The sequence below is a fragment of the Maribacter sp. MAR_2009_72 genome, from assembly GCF_007827235.1.
GTDB classification, from domain to species: domain Bacteria; phylum Bacteroidota; class Bacteroidia; order Flavobacteriales; family Flavobacteriaceae; genus Maribacter; species Maribacter sedimenticola.
This window is the reverse complement of sequence record NZ_VISB01000001.1, coordinates 1,382,197-1,401,591: the sequence shown is the minus strand read 5'-3', so window position 1 is coordinate 1,401,591 and position 19,395 is coordinate 1,382,197. Positions and strand designations below refer to the sequence as shown.

Sequence of the window (19,395 nt, the reverse complement as noted above, 5' to 3'; positions counted from 1 at the left end):
TAAATAATAGTATTGTATGAAATTACTTATAACCAAACCTTAATCAAATGAAGAATTCCTACAATATTTTATTGTTTTTGTTTTTTCACGTGCTTTTTGTTTCATCTCTCTTTTCTCAACAATGTGATGATCATCTTATAAATGATAATACTCAACTAACCTTACAACATGGTGTCTTGGAAGCTGGTGGAGATAATGTATTGGGAACATCTTTGTATACCAATAATAGTGACTGTGCCGTAGAAATAATTAATCAAGATAATGGCCAACCTTGGGCACGATATCATATTGAGTTACGGTTAGCGGATTTGGGTCTTGTTGCAGGTGACGAACTTTATATTGGTATAGATGGTAGAAATAATACAGGTGCAGGAAGAATTGAAGTAAACCTAGATGATAGGGCAAATAGTGCAATCTTTGCTCATAACTTTACCAATACATGGTCTAGAGCAGAAAGTACATTTGTTATTCCAGATGTAGAAACAATAGACATCTGGCTATTCAGTAATTATACAAGAAATACACCGGGTACTGTTTTTTATGATAATTTGTTGATTGAAAAAGTAGAAACTTTTAGACCGTTTATTACAACTTGGAAAACGGACAATTCTGGGGTTTCTGCTAATAACCAGATTACTATTCCAACTTTTCCCGGGGAAAACTATGATTATACTGTTGATTGGGGAGATGGTACAAGATCTACCAATGTTGCTGGCGACATAACACATACCTATCAAAATGCAGGGACGTATAGTGTAGCTATATATGGTGATTTTCCTAGAATATACTTTAATGGCATTCTAGACGTTTCCAAGGATTTTAATAAGCTTTTATCTGTAGATCAATGGGGAGATATAGAATGGTCTTCCATGTCAAGTGCTTTTGATGGGTGTAGAAATATGAGCATGCTTTCAGAGGACGTTCCTAACTTGACTTCAGTTACCCATTTGAATAATATGTTTGTGTCTTGTACGTCTCTCGTGGACAACCCAAGCTGGAATAATTGGGATACGGGTAATATTTTGAACATGAATGGTATGTTCTTTTTTTCCAATTTTAACTCCAATATAAGTAATTGGGATGTGTCTAATGTAGCGTCTATGGATGCTATGTTTAATTTATCCTCATTTAACCAGGATATAGGAAATTGGAATGTTGAAAGTTTAAGAACAATGAACGAAATGTTCAAGGATACACCTTTTAACCAAAACATTTCTACCTGGGACATGCAAAATGTTGAAAGGATGAAAGATGTCTTCAGAAATGGGTCATTTGATCAAGATATTTCTGATTGGAATATTGCAAAGCTTAAAGATGCAAGTGGAATATTTGATAATTCTTCCTTTTCCACGGCCAATTATGACTTACTATTGTCAGTTTGGTCATTACGTTCAGATTTGCAGCCAAATGTACTTTTAGGTGCGGTAAATATCAATTATTGTATAGGCGGAGATGCGCGACAACGATTAATTGACACGTATAATTGGAATATAACTGATGCAGGTGAAAAGTGCCCAATAGACTTTACAAATGCGTTTGTAACAACTTGGAAAACTGATAACGAAGGTGTTTCCGGTCCAAATCAAATTTCCATACCAACCGGTCCGTATTATAATTATAACTACACAATAGATTGGGGAGATGGTAGTATTTCTGAACAAGTTACGGGTTCAATAAAACATACCTATGAAAACCCTGGAACCTATACAGTTTCTATTGTTGGCCAATTTCCACAAATTTATTTCAACAGCACTTTTAATAATATAAGTGATAGTAAAAAAATTCTACTAGTTAATCAATGGGGAGATATTCAATGGCAGTCAATGCAAAATGCTTTTGCCGGTTGTGCCAATCTAGATGTTACAGCTACAGATGTTCCTGATTTAACATTTGTACGGAATATGTCCGGCATGTTTGCAGGGGCACAATCATTGGTGTATAATTCGTCGATTAACAATTGGGATACTTCCAGTGTAATAAATATGGTAGAATTATTTTTTCAAGCGAAAAAATTTAATCAACCCATAAGTAATTGGAATGTGGAACATGTTCAAGAAATGACCAATATGTTCGCATATGCCGATGTATTTAATCAAGAAATAGGCACTTGGGATACTAGTAATGTAATATTCATGACCAGTATGTTTGCAGAGGCAAAAGCCTTTAATCAAAATATTGGTAATTGGAACACGGTTAATGTGTATTCCATGGATAATTTATTTGCAGGTGCTGAAAGCTTTAATCAAGATATTGGAGATTGGAATCTTGAGAATGTTATTCAAATGGGTAGTATATTTTATAATGCCCGATCATTTGATCAAGATATCAATAGATGGGATGTTTCTAAAGTAACCAACTTATCTACAGCTTTTTATTTTGCTTCTTCTTTCAATCAAGATGTAAGTAATTGGGATATTTCAAATGTGGAATACATGTATAATATGTTTGATTATTCCGGGTTGTCTACTGAGAATTATGACGCTGCTTTAATAAGTTGGAGTCAACTACCTGAACTCAAGAATGAAGTAAATTTAGGAGCCTATCAAATAAGTTTTTGTGCCGGGGAAGAAGCACGTCAATTTCTGATTGATACGTATAGTTGGTCCTTTAATGATAAAGGCCTTGCCCGTAATTGCGGTTTAGAAGAGCAGATACCGTTTGTTACAACTTGGAAAACCGATAATTCTGGAGTTAGCAATGATAATCAAATAACAATACCCACATATATTTCCCAATCATGGGAAGAGAAATTAATTTATGATTATACCGTAGATTGGGGCGATGGCACAAACGATACAAATGTTACAGGTGATATTACCCATACCTATGAAACGCCCGGTATATATACTGTTTCTATTTCAGGTGATTTTCCTAGAATATATTTTGGTGGCTGGGATGTAGAGAGGGATAGTCAGAAGATATTGACTGTAGAACAATGGGGTAATTATGGTTGGTCATCTATGAATGGTGCATTCATTAATTGTTCAAATTTAGATGTCGTTGCAGAAGATGTTCCTAATCTTACTTGGGTAAAAAGTTTAACCACAATGTTCCAAGGTTGTACTTCTTTAGTAGGTAATAGTTATTTTGATGACTGGAATACTCAAAATATTGATGAAATGACCGCTGTTTTTGCCCATGCATTGCAATTTAATCAACCTCTTGATTCATGGAACGTAAGTAACGTAAGGTATTTTTATGACATGTTTGCTGGTGCCGCAAATTTTAATCAACCTGTAGCATCTTGGAATTTACAAAGCGCTATAGGTATTAGTGGAATGTTTAAAGAATCTAACTTTAATCAAGACATTAGTAATTGGAATGTTTCCAATGTACAACAGATGGCTCTGCTCTTTGCATATAATACATCATTCAATCAAGATATTTCTACTTGGGATGTTAGTAATGTTGAAGGAATGTATAGTATGTTTTTAAATGCATCATCATTTAATCAGGATATTAGTAATTGGCAGGTTCAAAACGTTAGGGATATGTCTTACATGTTCTCAAATGCCATAAACTTTAATCAAGATTTAGGTTCGTGGAATGTTGGTAAAGTCATGTACATGGATTCAATATTCGATGATTCCGGAATTACCAATGAAAATTATGATAATATTTTAAATGGTTGGTATAAGTTACCTAATTTAAGATCAGGGGTTGAATTGGGGGCTAATGATAAATTTTATTGTAATTCCGCGCAAGCAAGAGCTGGGTTAGCAGCTCTTTATGATTGGGAGATAGTGGACTCAGGTAAAAGTCAAGATTGCGATATAAGTGATTTTAGACCATTTGTAACGACATGGAATGTTTCTGAAAATAATAACCCGTCTTATGAAATTACCATACCTACATTTAATAATGTGGAAAATGGGAATTCTTTTAATTATGATTACGATATAGATTGGGGCGATGGTTCAACCAATACTAATGTTACAGGTACCATTTCTCATAATTATGCTCAAGCTGGTGAATATATAGTTTCAATTTCAAGAAATTTTCCAGGAATTTATTTTGAGGAAGACGATGTCATTGCCAATAAAATACAATCTATTGACCAATGGGGCGACATTAGATGGGAATTCATGCAAGGGGCTTTTGCAGGATGCACAAATTTAAATCTTTCTGCACGTGATACTCCAGACCTTTCATTGGTTACCAGTACAGGTTCCATGTTTGAAAATTGTAGTTCATTAATTGGGAATTCAAGTTTTAATAAGTGGAATATGTCTTCTGTGCAAAAAGCGGATAAAATGTTTGAAGGTGCCATTTTATTCAATCAAATATTAAGGGATTGGGATACCTCACAAATCACTGACATGTCGGCTATGTTCAAAAATAGCGGATTTAAAAACAGTTTGGGCACGTGGGATGTTGGTCAGGTAACTACAATGAATCAAATGTTTGAAGGCTCTCAACTAACAACCGTTAATTATGATAATACGCTTGTAGGGTGGAGCAGGTTACAGAGTTTGCAACCTAATGTTCAGTTTAATGCGGGTTTAAGTTCTTATTGTTTAGGAGAGAGCGCTAAACGGGTTTTAGTTGAAAATTTTGATTGGACAATTTCTGATAATGGAAAAAGTTGTCCGGAACAAAATGCATTTGTTTCCACTTGGAAAACGGATAATTTAGGAATGACAGATAATAATCAAATAAGTCTGCCAATTTGGGGAGGTCCTTACACGGTTGATTGGGGAGACGGTATTATTACGGATAATTTATATGGAGAGCAAATACATACGTATGAATTGGCCGGAACTTACACGGTTTCAATTTCCGGAACGGTAGAATCAATTAATTTCAGAAGTTATCCCGGTAATGAGTCTAACAGTGATGCTACTAAAATACTGGCAGTCAACCAGTGGGGAGATATAGTATGGCAATATGCCGCATTTGCGTTCTCTGGTTGTACAAATCTCGATATATTGGCCACGGATGCACCTAATTTGAGCCAAGTACAATCCTTGCAAAATATGTTTGCAAGCTGTAGTAATTTAAAAGGGAATGAATCTTTTAATGATTGGGATGTAAGCAATATTATCAATCTTGAAAGCATGTTCACTAATTGTAAAAATTTCAATGCTAACATTTCTAATTGGGATGTAAGTAATGTTACGTTTATGAATTATTTGTTTTCAAATAACACCATTTTCAACCAAGATATTTCCAATTGGGAGGTAAGTAACGTTACACTTATGAATTCGATGTTTGGTGGCGCATCTACTTTTAACCATTCAATTGATAATTGGAACGTATCTAACGTAACTGATATGAGTTTCATGTTTCATAGCGCTCAGTCATTTAACCAGCCATTAAGTAGCTGGGATGTAGGTAATGTTACAAAAATGACTGCAATGTTTGAAAGCTCTAATTTCAATCAGGACATTAGCAACTGGAATGTTTCAAATGTAACTGAAATGACATCCATGTTCGGTAATGTTAGAAGTTTTAATCAAGATCTTTCTGGTTGGGATGTTTCAAACGTTACCAAAATGCAATATATGTTCGGTTATACCTCATTTGATCAAGATTTGAGTTCTTGGAATGTATCTAATGTAACCGATATGGCTAATATGTTTGATGGCTCTGATCTTTCCATTGAAAATTATGATAAAACATTAATTGGTTGGAGTATGTTAGCAGACTTGCGGCACAATGTTTTTCTTGGAACAAATCAATATTATTGCGCTTCTAAGGAGGCAAGACAATATTTAATTGACAATTTTGGGTGGCATATTACAGATGCTGGAGAAAAATGTCCAATAGATTTCAGTAATGCATTTGTAACTACATGGAATACAGATAACCCTGGGGTTTCTGCAAATACCCAAATAACCATACCAACTTCTGATATAGGCGGTTATAATTATAGTGTGGATTGGGGAGATGGTATAATAGAATCTGGGTTTACTGGTGATGCAACCCATACCTATTCAAATGCTGGTACGTATACAGTTTCTATCATTGGAGATTTTCCAAGTATTGTTTTTAACGGTGCAGGAGATAAGGACAAATTAGAATATATAGTTCAATGGGGAGATAATACGTGGTCTAGCATGGCAGAGGCCTTTAAAGGCTGTACCAATTTAGATGTAACAGCGACTGACATTCCAGATGTAAGCAATGTTACTTCTTTCGGTGAGATGTTTAGTGGGTGCAGCAGTTTAATTGGAAACGAATCTTTTAATTCATGGAACGTATCTAACGGGAGAACAATGTTGGGTATGTTTTACGGGACAACAAAATTTAATCAGCCTTTAAGTAATTGGGATGTCTCCAACGTATTGGAAATGATTGGAATGTTTAGGGAGAGTGGTTTTAATCAAGATATATCCGCTTGGAACGTATCTAAAGTAGAAAGAATGAATTCAATGTTTAAAGAAGCAGCTGATTTTAATCAATCACTGGGAGAATGGTCATTGAATAGTATAACAAACATGGATGGTATGCTAGATGATTCTGGCCTGTCCATTGAAAATTATGATGCAACCTTAATAGGGTGGAAAAATGGGCCAACACTACAAGGAATAACCCTAGGGGCCGCAAATATTTCTTTTTGTACGTCAGCTATGGAAAGACAGGAACTTATAGATGGTAATGGTTGGATAATTAATGATGCAGGGGAAGATTGCCCTATAATAGCTTGTTCTGATAATTTGGAAAATGAAGATGAAGCCATAATTTTACCAGTAGGAACAATTGCGTTAGGGGTAGATAGTGTAACGGGCGTTACTTTTGACACCAATAATAGTAATTGTGCTATAGAAGTTCGTAATCTCGATAATAACCAACCTTGGGGTACGTATCGTATAGCTATTAACTTATCTGATTATGGTATTGATGCAGGTGATGAGCTATTTATAGGAGTTGATGGAAAAAGTGTAACAGGTACGGCCAGAATGGAAATTAATCCTAATAATTCACCAAATGCTCCTTTGGGGTCTATGACTTTTGGCACTAACTGGAGCAGATATGAAACAACGTTTACAGTACCTGCCAATATTGCAAGTATAGATTTATGGTTTTTCAGTAATTACGCGCAATCTATAGCAGGTACATCACTTTATGATAATCTTACGGTAATTAATTTAAGTGACAATGATGAGAATTTGTTGCCAATAGCCAATGCAGATAACGATATTACACAGGAAGATAGTGACATGGACGGTAGTGAAACTCTTATGTTGGATGGTACTAACAGTGTTGATTTAGATGGTGAAATTGTATCGTATTCTTGGTCATTGAACGAATCTGAAATTGCTGTTGGTGAAAACCCTATAGTTACTTTTAATATAGGGGAACATGAAGTGGTGTTGACCGTTACGGATAATTTAGGGGCAACGGCCATGGATACGGTTTTGGTAAATGTTTTTGAAACTTTGAATACTACATGTTCCAATGATCTTTTCAATGAGCATGCTGCTATTGTACTTCCTTCAGGAACTACGGCATTGGGTGTAGATACTGTTGCAGGTACGTCAGATGATACGAACGGAAGCTCTTGTGCTTTGGAAGTTGGTAATATGGACAGCGGACAGCCATGGGGTACCTACAGGATTAAAATTAAACTGGACGAATATGGCATTGTTGCGGGAGATGAGTTGTTCATTGGGGTTGATGGTAAAAGTGTTTCAGGTACTGCTAGATTGGAAATTAATCCTGACAACAGGGCAAATTCCGCGTTGGGAGCTAATACTTTTGGTAACGAATGGTCTAGATATGAGACTACCATTATGGTACCTCAGGATATTGAATCCATAGATTTGTGGTTCTTCAGTAATTATGCACAACAGAATGCAGGTAATGCATTATATGATAATCTAGAGGTCATTAACCTTAGTTCTGGAAATTCTGGTAAAAGTTACACAGAAACAAAGTCAGAAAATAGTTTGGCCATTTATCCAAATCCAGCATCGGTAGAAACTACGTTAAGTTTTACAAAACCCACCACTGTAGGTACCATTCAAATATTTGATGTTACAGGTAGGTTGGTCAGAACTATCAAAGGAGGACTTATTGACCAGCAAGGTACGCCGGTTAATGTTTTGGAAATTCCTACAGGTACCTATTTTGTAAAAACGACAGATGTATCAGGGCTGGAATTTCAGCAACAAATGTTGATTCAACGGCAATAAGAACTGTTGAAACATAATATAGAAAAGGAGACCAAATTGGTCTCCTTTTTTATTGCTTACATTCTATAAAGATTTATTCCTCCATAGAATGGTATACGTTTTGTACGTCATCATCCTCTTCTAACTTTTCTAAAAGTTTCTCCACATCAGCAGCCTCTTCTTCAGATAAAGCTTTGGTTACCTGTGGTATCCTTTCAAAACCAGATGATAATATTTCTATTTCTCGGTTTTCCAACTCTTTTTGCAATGCTCCAAAGCTTTCAAACGGGCCATAAATCAAAATTCCGTCATCATCAACGAACACTTCTTCTGCACCAAAATCTATCAGTTCCAATTCTAGTTCTTCTGGGTCAATACCTTCGGCAGGGATCCTAAAGTTACACGTATGGTCAAACATAAATTCTACAGATCCCGAGGTGCCCAAATTACCGTTACATTTATTAAAATAACTTCTAACATTGGCAACAGTTCTTGTATTATTATCCGTAGCTGTTTCAACTAATATTGCAATTCCGTGCGGGGCATAGCCTTCAAACAAAACTTCTTTATAATCCCCAAGATTTTTGTCACTTGCCCTTTTAATGGCGCGTTCAACATTGTCTTTTGGCATATTTACGGCCTTGGCATTCTGTATGACCGCTCTAAGACGTGCATTGGAGTCTGGATCGGGTCCGCCTTCCTTTACGGCCATAACAATATCCTTACCTATACGAGTAAAGGCTTTGGACATGGCAGACCATCTTTTCATTTTACGTGCTTTTCTAAACTCAAAAGCTCTTCCCATGGTAAATTATTTTAAGACAAATGTACAAAAACAGTCGATGTTCAAAAATTTGAAAACCAATGTCCGTACAAATAGGGTTTACATGTTAATTTGTGATTATTCGCTTTCAATAATATCCTCAATTGTCCGTGCAAGAACAAAATCTTTTTCAGTGACCCCATTGGCGTCATGGGTACTTAGCCTAATATTCAATGTTTTGTATACATTGCTCCAATCTGGGTGATGATTTTGTGCTTCACATTCAAAAGCAATGTGGGTCATAACGGAAAACGCTTCTTTAAAATCCTTGAATTCAAACGTAGTTTCTATGGCCCCGTCTATATATTCCCAACCATCTAATTGACCTAGATAGTCGGCAATTTGTTCATCTGTGAATTTTTCTATTTCTTTCATAATTTTGTTTAATTAAGTACGTGATGATCAATTATATCCTGATACGTAAACTGTAAATTTTTAGGTAATTTATTGGTTTTGGGCAGTACGGCCAAATATCTGTCTTCATTGGTCGTATATACCCTTTTTAAGATTGGGTTAAAATTTCCTACACGTTCCAGAATCTCTTTTATAAAATCTTCATGGTGTATTAGGTCATTACTGCCCAGATGATAAATACCAGTTTTGTTTCTATTGATAAGATAATGAATTTGTTGGGTTACCTTATCGTCATTGGTTACATTTAAAATTAAATTAGGGAAGACCTCAACAGGCTCATTGTTTATAATGGCCTTTTTCATTTCACGAACTCTAGGCGAGCTGTTACCAAATACCATGGGTACCCTTAGTATTACCATCTTCTCTTTAGGTAAGCGTAACATCATATTCTCGATCCTTATTTTAAGTCGGCCAAAAATACTTTCGCTTAATGTCTTGTCCATTTCGTAGGATGGATACTTGCTGTAGGCATCAAAAACGTTGGCAGATGATATAAAATATATTCTACAATTCATTCTAGTGACATATTCCAATATATGCTCATGTGCAATGACCTGCGCCGCAAAATTACCCCGTAATGCAGATATGATTATCTGTGGCCGTAGTTCTTCCAATAGCTCTACGATATCATCTTCTTCTAAATTGTAGTGTATAAATTGTTTGTTGTCCGCATAGGTACTAGCGGCATGGCAATAGGTGGCATAAGTGTCAAAATAATTGCAAAGCTCTTTATATATAGCATTACCAATAAATCCACTACCACCAAGGATTAATATTTTCTTATTATCTAATTTCAAAAAATGGAGAGTTCTGTTTCAGTTGTTAATTTTTCCAAAGCTAGCATACCTAGTTTGGAATTTCCTTTTTCATTTAAACCCGGAGACCACGTGGCGACACAAAATTTATTGGGGTGAAGTGCTACTATACCACCGCCTACACCACTCTTACCGGGTAGTCCTACTTCAAAGGCAAATTCACCGGCTTCATCATAAAAACCACATGTAAGCATTAAGGCATTGATACGTTTTACCTGACCGCTCGTTAAATGGGTGTTCTTTCTTCTACACCGTCCATTATTGATATATAAATAAAATGTATTCGCTAATTGGGCGCAGCTCATTGTAAGTGAACATTGATGAAAATAAAAATCGAGCACGGTCTCTACATCGTTTTCCAAATTGTTGAACGATTTAAGCAGATTGGCAGCTGCATAATTATGAAACCCGGTCTGTTTTTCCGATGCCGCTACTGTACTATCATAATCTATAGTCTCATCATCCGCAATATTTCTAACAAAAGCTAAAAACTCATCCTTAGGATTTTTTAAACGGGATATCAAGACGTCGGCAACAACAATGGCACCAGGATTTATAAAGGGGTTTCTAGGAATTCCTTTTTCAAACTCCAACAAGGATAAATGGTTAAAAGGGTCACCGGAAGGTTCTACATCTACCCGCGTCCAGAGTTTTTCGCCAATTAAACCAAGTGCCATGGTTAAGGTAAAAACTTTAGAAATACTTTGTATGGAAAACCTCTCATTAGAATCACCTGCACTAAAATTCTCTTGGTTCATGTTCACTAGATGAATACCAAACTTGTTCTTATCCACTTTTGCCAATTCTGGGATATAATCTGCTATTTTACCCCGGTCGTCCGTTTTTTGTGCTGTTTGATGTATAGTATCAAGTACGTGTTGAAAATCGATCATTTGGCTTTGTAAAATGGCAATTTGACCACTGTTGCAGGAATGGCCTTCTTTCGGATTTGGATTTGGATTTTGCTACCGTATTCTGAAAATACCGTAGGTACGTAACCTAAACCTATACCAGTTCCCATAGAAGGGGACATTGTACCGGAAGTTACGGTACCGATAGTTTTTCCATTTCCATCTACAATATCGTACCCATGTCTTGGTATACCTCGTTCATCCAATTCAAAAGCGACCAAATTTCGTTCCGGGCCGTGTTTCTTTTCTTTTTCCAGAGCCTCTGAATTCACGAAATCCTTAGTGAATTTAGTGATCCAGCCCAGGCCTGCTTCAAATGGGGAAGTTGTATCATCAATATCATTTCCATATAGGCAATACCCCATTTCCAAACGTAAGGTGTCCCTAGCGGCCAATCCGATCGGCTTTATTCCAAATTCGGCTCCCGCTTCAAAAACCTTGTCCCAAATTTGTTTTACCTCCTGGTTCTTACAATAAATTTCAAATCCACCGGAGCCTGTATAGCCCGTTGCAGAAATAATAACATTGTCTATACCGGCAAAGTCAGCCACCTCAAAATGATAAAATTTTATAGTAGATAAGTCAATGGAAGTAAGTGATTGCATAGCTTCAACTGCTTTTGGCCCTTGTATGGCAAGAAGGGAGTAACCTTCAGAAATATTGCGCATATCTGCATTGAATTCCTTGTTATAAGCAGCAATATGTGCCCAATCCTTATCAATATTGGAAGCGTTAACGACCAATAGATATTGATCATCCTTTATACGATAAACAATAAGATCATCCACAATACCACCCGTTTCATTGGGCAGGCAGCTATATTGTGCCCTTCCTATGGTTAATTTGGAAGCATCGTTGGAAGTTACACGCTGTATAAGGTCCAATGCATTGGGACCGGAAATTAAAAATTCTCCCATGTGCGAAACATCAAAAACCCCAACACCGTTCCGTACCGTTTCGTGTTCGGCATTTACGCCTTCGTACGAAACTGGCATATTGTAACCGGCAAAAGGAACCATTTTTGCCCCTAGCAATTCATGTGTTGTAGTAAGTGCTGTATTTTTCATCTTCTATATTTATCGACCTTACAAATTTATCGAAAATAAATAGAAGCAATTCTGACAAATTAGCTATTTAGGAAAATATTGTCAACTACATTTTTAGCTTATGATTTTTTCAAATACTGCTTTAAATCTTGATAAGTGGCAATTTTAATAGATGCTTTGTTCTTGCCCATAACCCGTAATATCTGGCTAGGAATTTCCAGTTTTTCCGTTAGGGTATCCTCAACGACATCCAGAAACTTTACAGGGTGCGCGGTTTCCAGAAATATACCATATACATTTGGGTGTTGCTCTTGGTATTTCCTTAAGCCTAAATAACCTACGGCACCATGAGGATCGGCAATATATCCGTTAATAGCGTATATTTCTTTCAAAGCTTGCTTGGTTTGCACATCATTAAAGGAGTAGGAGGATAAGTTCTCCTTTAATGTTTCAAAATTATCTTTGAATAAATGACGAATACGAATGAAATTACTTGGGTCACCAACATCCATTGCATTTGATATGGTAGCGGTAGATGGTTTTGGACTATATTCCTTTGTCATCATATATTGAGGTACGGTATCGTTTACATTGGTGGCGGCTATAAAATGGTTAACCGGCATTCCTAAACGTTGAGCCACGAAACCAGCACAAATATTACCAAAATTTCCAGAAGGTACAGAAAATACAATGTCCTTTCCTTTGGATTTCGCTTGCTTGTACGCAAATAAAAAATAAAATAGCTGGGGAAGCCATCTGGCAACATTGATAGAGTTTGCCGATGTTAATTTTAGATGTTGTAGCAAATCCTTGTCCAAGAATGCATTTTTTACCATTGTTTGGCAATCATCAAAAGTGCCGTCTACCTCTAAGGCAGTAATATTTTGTCCTAAGGTGGTCAATTGTCGTTCTTGAATATCACTGACTTTTCCACTTGGGTAAAGTATGACCACGTTTACTCCATCTACGCCTAAAAAGCCATTGGCAACTGCACCTCCCGTATCACCGGAAGTAGCGACCAATACGGTAACCTCTTGTTTATGGGACCGTGAAAAATAGCCAAGGCATTGAGCCATAAATCTTGCGCCAACATCTTTAAAGGCCATGGTGGGGCCATGAAAAAGTTCTAAGGTGCCAATATTAGGAGTTATATCGACTACGGGGAAATCAAAGTCCAACACTTCTTTTAAAATACCTCTAAGAATATCATCAGGTATGGTTTCTTCCACGAATTGACGAATGGCGGTAAAGGCGATGTCTTCATTGGATAAATTTTCAATAGTCTCAAAAAACGACTTAGGTAAGGAATTTATCTGTTCTGGGAAATATAATCCTTTGTCCGGGGCAATACCGTTGACTACGGCAACATCAAATGATACAACTGGCGCTTTGCCATTTAAACTATAGAATTTCAAGATGACTATTTTTTAGGTTATGAAAATGTGAGTTTTTTAAAGGGGACGTACGCCGTCCGTATTAATTTTGGATACATGGATCTCATAGGCAATGCCAATTTTATCATATACCAACTTCATGGCATCACCGACTTTGATGGCGGTTTCTTTTCCTTTACTAAAGGCAAATATGGATGGTCCCGACCCAGAAATTCCAGAACCAAGGGCACCGGCAGATAAAGCTGTTTTTTTGACTTCGTCAAATCCAGGGATGAGTATGGAACGGATGGGTTCAACAATATGATCTTCCAAAGATCTGCCGATAAGGGCGTAGTCCTCCTTAAAAAGTCCAGCAATTAGACCTCCAACATTTCCCCATTGTTTTATTCCTGTTTCCATAGAAATCGTTGTTTTCAAGATTTTTCTGGAATCAGATGTCTTAATTTCTATTTGTGGATGTATTATGGTAATATATAGTTCTGATGGTGCCGGTATGGTAATAATGTCCAACGGGCTGTAGCTGCGCACTAGGGTAAAGCCACCAAATAGGGCAGGGGCTACATTATCCGCATGGGCAACGTCACTTGCCAACCGTTCACCTTCCATGGCAAATTTAACCAGGTCGGTATTATTGAAGGGGTAGTCCAATAGATGGTTCATGGCCCAGACTGCACCGGCAGAACTTGCTGCACTACTGCCAATTCCACTGCCGGGTTTTATTTTTTTATTAATCTCTATTTCAAAACCACCTTCGTAATCCGCAGCCAGCAAAAATGCATTACCGGCAACCCCGGCAACATTGTTTAAGGTCTCTTTGGGAAGGTCTTGTCCGCTAAGTTTGGTAATTTTTATTCCCTTTTCAGTAACTTTTCTTACGGTCATTTCGTCACCTACCGCATCCAGGGCAACGCCCAAAACATCAAATCCACAAGATATGTTCGCAACTGTAGCAGGGCAAAAGACTTTAACTTCGTTCTCATTCATGGTCAAAACGATTTATACGTCAATTAAAAATTACCTATTCTTATAATATCGGCAAATATACCAGAAGCCGTAACATCGGCACCTGCACCGGCACCTTTTATAATCATGGGTTGGTTAGGGTAACGTTCAGTATAGAAAAGTACGATGTTATCACTTCCTTCTAAATTATAAAAATCATGACCTTTAGGTATTTCTTGCAGACCTACACTGGCCACTCCATTATCATATTGTGCAACATATTTTAATTTACTATCAGCATTTTTAGCGCTGGCATAGAGATTTTGGAAATGAGGTTCGTGCTTTATCAATGAAGCAAAGAAATCCTCGTTATTAGTGGTCTTTAAGCTTTCTTCAGGTAGAAATGGATTATTTTTTATATCGGATATTTCCAGTACGTTACCACTCTCCCTTGCCAAGATTAATATTTTGCGCATAACGTCTACACCGCTTAAATCTATTTTAGGGTCGGGTTCCGTGTACCCTTCTTCCTGGGCTTGTTTTACCACATCATGAAAAGTTGTGGTATCGTTAAAATTGTTGAACACAAAGTTTAGGCTACCGGATAGGACAGCTTGAATCTTTAAAATTTTATCGCCCGAAGCAATAAGGTGCTTTAGCGTGTCAATAATAGGTAAACCTGCACCAACATTGGTTTCAAACAAAAATGGGGCATTATAACTTCTTGCCAAGGATTTTAAATGGGCATAATTTTCATAGGCCGAAGAACATGCAATTTTGTTACAGGTAACAACGGAAATACTATTGCCTAAATATTCGCTATAAGAAGTAGAAACATCTTCACTTGCGGTGTTGTCCACAAATATGCTATTTCTGAAATTTAGCGTATTCACCAATTCAAGAAATTTGGACTTGTCTGCTTTTTGACCATTTGCCAATTTTTCTTGCCATGTATTTAGGTCTATACCCTTTTCATCAAAAAACATGGTTCTAGAGTTGGACATGCCAATAACACGAATGTTCAATTTTAAGTTCTCTTTCAAAAATTTACGTTGAGACCTTATCTGTTCAAGAAATTTTGCACCTACATTACCAACACCCATTACAAATAGGTTCAGTTGTTTAATATTCTCTTCAAAGAATTCTTCATGTAGGGCATTTAAAGCTTTCTTAACATCCTTTTGATCTATGATACATGAAATATTTCTTTCAGAGGCACCTTGTGCAATTACGCGGATGTTGACATTGTTCTTTCCAAGTGTGCTGAACATTTTACCACTTAATCCTTGGTGGCTTTTCATGTTATCACCTACCAATGCTACAATAGCTAAATCTTTCTCGGGAATGACCGTTTTAATTCGTCCCCTTTCTATTTCATATTCAAAAGCTTCATTTACTATGTGAACTGCTTTTTCAACATCATCGGCTGAAATACCTACACAAATAGAATGTTCGGATGAAGCCTGCGTAATAAGGACAACGCTAATGTCTGCTTGAGAAAGTACTTCAAAAAAACGTTTGGATATACCTGGTATACCTACCATTCCTGGACCTTCCAGAGAAATTAATGCAATATTTCCTATATGGCTAATGCCTCTGACCGTCTTTCCTTTTTCATTTTTTGATTTGGTAATCAGGGTGCCATTGGCCTCTGGGTCAAAGGTGTTTTTGATTACAATGGATATACCTTTGGATAGCACTGGTTGTATAGTGGGTGGGTATAGTACCTTGGCACCAAAGTGCGATAGTTCCATGGCTTCTTCGTAAGAAATATGGGGAATTGCTTTGGCTTGTTTTACCATTTTAGGATTGGCGGTATACATACCGCTAACATCTGTCCATATTTCCAGAATTTCAGCATCAAGTGCTGCGGCATATATTGCTGCGGTATAATCAGAACCTCCCCTTCCCAATGTTGTAGAATTTCCTTCTTCAGAGGTTGAAATAAATCCGGGACATACTGTTATTTTTGCATTGCTGGCCTTGAAATATGCTATACAATTGGCATTCGTCTTGGCAAAGTTCACCATATTCTTGCCGTTCAGTTTTTGGGTAATGATAATTTCCCTACTATCCTTGAACTCCGCATCTAATTGCTCGCTTTTAAGGTATTCACTAATAATGTAAGAGGAAAGTAATTCTCCAAAACTTACGATTCTGTCAGAAAGTCTTGGGGTAATCTCACCAATATAGAAAGCACCTTCCAATAAGGTTTCCAATTCATTGAATTCACTTTTTACCTTACTCAAAACGCGGCTTTGTGCATTTACGGGCAGTAATTGTTTTGTGGCCGTTAAATGTCTTTCCTCTAAAGTGGCTAGCACTTTTTTGTAGGATTCATCTTGTGTAGATGCCAACGTACCGGCTTCTAATAAATGGTCCGTTACACCCCCAAATGCAGAGACGACCAAAATAATTTGGTCTTCATATTTGGAAATGATATTCTTTATTTTAATAATATTTTCAGGATTGGCTACAGATGAACCTCCAAATTTTAAAACTTTCATGCTATTGAAATATTGACTTTTTAAAAAGATATGGTGTAGTTAAACACAGAAACGGAGATATATAGTTTTTAACCCCTAAGGGTGAACCATGCGGTTGTAGAACCATAGCAATTGGTTACGGAAGTAATGTTAATTGTTATGTCTGTTTTTTCGCAGTCCATAATACTATTGGTTGAAAATCAAAAGTAGTACATTTGGTATCTTAATCAAATGATTCCACAATTTTTTACGGAATCGTTACTTTTTAGTTCAAAATAGCATAAAGAATGAAGTTATTTAGTGCAAAACAAATATATAAGGCAGATCAGATTACCACGAAAAAACAAGGTATTGCCGGTGAGGAGTTAATGGAGCGCGCATCGTTACAATTATTTAATTGGATGCATTTAAGAATGCAAGGCGCCCCGGTAAAAATACATTTGTTCTGTGGTATAGGGAATAATGGGGGAGATGGCATTGCCTTGGCTAGGCATTTGTTGGAGCATGGTTACAATATTGCCGTTTATGTGGTCAACTACAGCGAAAAACGTTCAGAAGATTTTCTAATCAATTTAGCACGATTAAAGGAACGTAAATGTTGGCCAAATTTCATGAATTCCGATGATGAATTGCCTGTTATAGGTAAGGATGATATTATTGTTGACGGTATTTTTGGCATAGGTATCAATAGAACTCCTGACGCTTGGGTGATAAAATTAATTCAGCATCTTAATAATTCACAAGCCTTTATTTTATCTATAGACATTCCTTCGGGGTTGTTCAGTGATCAAAGTCCAAAAGATTTTGATGCTATCATAAAATCAAATTATGTGTTAAGCTTCCAGGCACCTAAACTTACTTTTTTCTTACCGGAATCCGGTCCTTACGTAGAACAATGGGAAGCCTTGGACATAGGGCTAGATGTAGATTATTTAAGCTCTACCGAAACCGCATATGAATTAATTGGTAAAAATGAAGTGTTGACCGTTTATAGACCACGAGAGAAATATGCCCATAAGGGTACTTATGGTCATGTGTTAATTCTTGGGGGAAGTTATGGTAAGATCGGCGCGGTATGTTTATCGTCAAAGGCGGCCTTGCATGCCGGTTGTGGGTTGGTTACGGCCTATTCCCCAGCAGTTGGCTACTCTATTTTGCAGACTTCGCTACCAGAGATAATGGTATTGACTGATAAGGATGAAAAAATAATTACCGACATTACATTTGAGATTGACCCTACAATTATAGGTGTAGGTATGGGTATGGGTACTGATGATAAAACTATTATAGCATTCGGCTCATTTTTGAAAAGCAATGAAAAGCCATTGGTGTTGGATGCTGATGCGATCAATATTCTCTCAAAACATAAGGACTTACTTAAGCACTTGCCAAAAGATACTATATTGACGCCACATCCTAAAGAGTTGGAACGGTTGATTGGTAAATGGAAAAACGATTTTGATAAATTGAACAAGGTCAAAAAATTCTCTGACCAACACCAATGTGTAGTGGTTATAAAGGGTGCAAATAGCATTGTTGTACAAAACGGGAAAGGGTATGTGAATACTACGGGTAATCCCGGAATGGCCACTGCGGGAAGTGGAGATGTACTAACGGGAATTATATCCGGCTTGCGGGCGCAAGGTTATTCAGCTTTGAATGCCGCAGTGTTTGGTGTATACCTGCATGGCAAAGCAGGGGATATAGCGGTTGAAAAAACAGGATATCAATCTATGGTTGCAACAGACCTAATATCCAATTTAGGGAATGCGTATCTTGATTTGTTTCATATTCCGGAACAGCCCCAACCTAGTGAAGCGGAACCGGAAGCTCAGCAATAGTTTTATGAGTTAACCCTTCTTTTCACCCATTTTAAGGCGTTGTCGTATTCTATAAAAAACTTCATAGGTTTTTTGTAGAACAATTTTTCAATCTTAAAGTTATGCATATCTATTTCTTTTACAGAAACGATGGCAAAAGCTTTAAGGTTTTCCAGCTGCTTTAAATAGTTATAAATGGTAGGGTCAATGGCAAATGAGTTTTTGCGCAAACTAATGAATCCAAAATTTTTATTCCTAAAATGGATTTCCGAGATGCCTATAATTTGATATGCTCGTTCAAGTGTAAGGGTTGCACCTTCATCAAAGATGGATACCATATAATTATCAAATACTTGAATTTTTCCTATTTCCAATTCGTACTCGCGTACTACTACCTTCTTTTTTTTGGTTGATCCAACTTTCATTCGGCTTGTATTAATATAGTGTGTCTATAGCAAATGTAAATTGAAGCGTATTCTTGGGGCAAATTATTAGTTAAAACACATAAATATCGTACGTACTGCGTATAGCGGATATCGGTGTATTTCAATTCTTACATAATCATATAAATTTTGCACAAAAAAAAGAGTCCAAAGTAGGACTCCTTTTCTTTAAGATAATTTAATA

The 19,395-nt window shown here is 36.8% G+C and carries 11 protein-coding genes; 2 read left to right on the top strand and 9 right to left on the bottom strand.

Features of this window, described 5'->3' with window-relative positions; all coding sequences use genetic code 11:
* Nucleotides 1-47: 47 nt before the first annotated feature.
* The gene (locus JM81_RS05790) at nt 48-8,138 is read left to right on the top strand and encodes a BspA family leucine-rich repeat surface protein (protein WP_144801312.1); all 8,091 of its coding nucleotides are present in this window, start codon (nt 48-50) and stop codon (nt 8,136-8,138) included.
* A 73-nt stretch (nt 8,139-8,211) separates the two neighbouring features.
* Here the strand turns inward: JM81_RS05790 and JM81_RS05785 are convergent, their stop codons facing one another.
* From JM81_RS05785 to thrA, 8 genes are all read right to left on the bottom strand, one after another.
* The gene (locus tag JM81_RS05785) at nt 8,212-8,922 is read right to left on the bottom strand and encodes a YebC/PmpR family DNA-binding transcriptional regulator (protein WP_144801310.1); all 711 of its coding nucleotides are present in this window, start codon (nt 8,920-8,922) and stop codon (nt 8,212-8,214) included.
* Between the two features lie 96 nt (nt 8,923-9,018).
* Nucleotides 9,019-9,315, bottom strand: a complete 297-nt coding sequence (locus JM81_RS05780) for a 4a-hydroxytetrahydrobiopterin dehydratase (RefSeq protein ID WP_089259832.1) — start codon at nt 9,313-9,315, stop codon at nt 9,019-9,021.
* Nucleotides 9,316-9,323: 8 nt separating this feature from the next.
* On the bottom strand, nt 9,324-10,151 hold the full coding sequence (locus JM81_RS05775) for a sugar nucleotide-binding protein (protein WP_144801308.1): 828 nt from the start codon (nt 10,149-10,151) through the stop codon (nt 9,324-9,326).
* Entirely contained in the window at nt 10,148-11,062 is a 915-nt protein-coding gene (locus JM81_RS05770) for a glutaminase (protein ID WP_144801306.1), read from the bottom strand. The genes JM81_RS05775 and JM81_RS05770 overlap by 4 nt, the downstream gene beginning before the upstream one ends.
* The gene (gcvT, locus tag JM81_RS05765) at nt 11,059-12,147 is read right to left on the bottom strand and encodes a glycine cleavage system aminomethyltransferase GcvT (protein ID WP_144801305.1); all 1,089 of its coding nucleotides are present in this window, start codon (nt 12,145-12,147) and stop codon (nt 11,059-11,061) included. Before gcvT ends, JM81_RS05770 begins: the two co-directional genes overlap by 4 nt.
* Before the next feature lie 98 nt (nt 12,148-12,245).
* A complete protein-coding gene (gene thrC, locus JM81_RS05760) occupies nt 12,246-13,541 on the bottom strand; it encodes a threonine synthase (RefSeq protein ID WP_144801303.1) in 1,296 nt (431 codons plus the stop codon).
* A gap of 36 nt (nt 13,542-13,577) precedes the next feature.
* Nucleotides 13,578-14,504 (bottom strand): homoserine kinase, encoded by a 927-nt coding sequence (locus tag JM81_RS05755; protein ID WP_144801301.1) that lies wholly within the window; start codon nt 14,502-14,504, stop codon nt 13,578-13,580.
* Between the two features lie 23 nt (nt 14,505-14,527).
* Nucleotides 14,528-16,969, bottom strand: coding sequence for a bifunctional aspartate kinase/homoserine dehydrogenase I (gene thrA / locus JM81_RS05750; RefSeq protein ID WP_144801299.1), 2,442 nt, complete (start codon nt 16,967-16,969; stop codon nt 14,528-14,530).
* Nucleotides 16,970-17,235: 266 nt separating this feature from the next.
* On the opposite strand from thrA, the gene JM81_RS05745 reads away from it, so the two are divergent.
* On the top strand, nt 17,236-18,789 hold the full coding sequence (locus tag JM81_RS05745; protein ID WP_144801297.1) for an NAD(P)H-hydrate dehydratase: 1,554 nt from the start codon (nt 17,236-17,238) through the stop codon (nt 18,787-18,789).
* 2 nt (nt 18,790-18,791) lie between these two features.
* Here the strand turns inward: JM81_RS05745 and JM81_RS05740 are convergent, their stop codons facing one another.
* On the bottom strand, nt 18,792-19,193 hold the full coding sequence (locus JM81_RS05740; RefSeq protein ID WP_089259840.1) for an STAS/SEC14 domain-containing protein: 402 nt from the start codon (nt 19,191-19,193) through the stop codon (nt 18,792-18,794).
* Nucleotides 19,194-19,395: the final 202 nt, after the last annotated feature.

Excerpts from the sequence above, each read along its gene's own strand:
- JM81_RS05790 (WP_144801312.1), top strand. The coding sequence starts at position 48 with ATGAAGAATTCCTACAATATTTTATTGTTTTTGTTTTTTCACGTGCTT.
- JM81_RS05785 (WP_144801310.1), bottom strand. The coding sequence starts at position 8,922 with ATGGGAAGAGCTTTTGAGTTTAGAAAAGCACGTAAAATGAAAAGATGG.
- JM81_RS05780 (WP_089259832.1), bottom strand. The coding sequence starts at position 9,315 with ATGAAAGAAATAGAAAAATTCACAGATGAACAAATTGCCGACTATCTA.
- JM81_RS05770 (WP_144801306.1), bottom strand. The coding sequence starts at position 11,062 with ATGATCGATTTTCAACACGTACTTGATACTATACATCAAACAGCACAA.
- gcvT (WP_144801305.1), bottom strand. The coding sequence starts at position 12,147 with ATGAAAAATACAGCACTTACTACAACACATGAATTGCTAGGGGCAAAA.
- JM81_RS05755 (WP_144801301.1), bottom strand. The coding sequence starts at position 14,504 with ATGAATGAGAACGAAGTTAAAGTCTTTTGCCCTGCTACAGTTGCGAAC.
- thrA (WP_144801299.1), bottom strand. The coding sequence starts at position 16,969 with ATGAAAGTTTTAAAATTTGGAGGTTCATCTGTAGCCAATCCTGAAAAT.
- JM81_RS05745 (WP_144801297.1), top strand. The coding sequence starts at position 17,236 with ATGAAGTTATTTAGTGCAAAACAAATATATAAGGCAGATCAGATTACC.
- JM81_RS05740 (WP_089259840.1), bottom strand. The coding sequence starts at position 19,193 with ATGAAAGTTGGATCAACCAAAAAAAAGAAGGTAGTAGTACGCGAGTAC.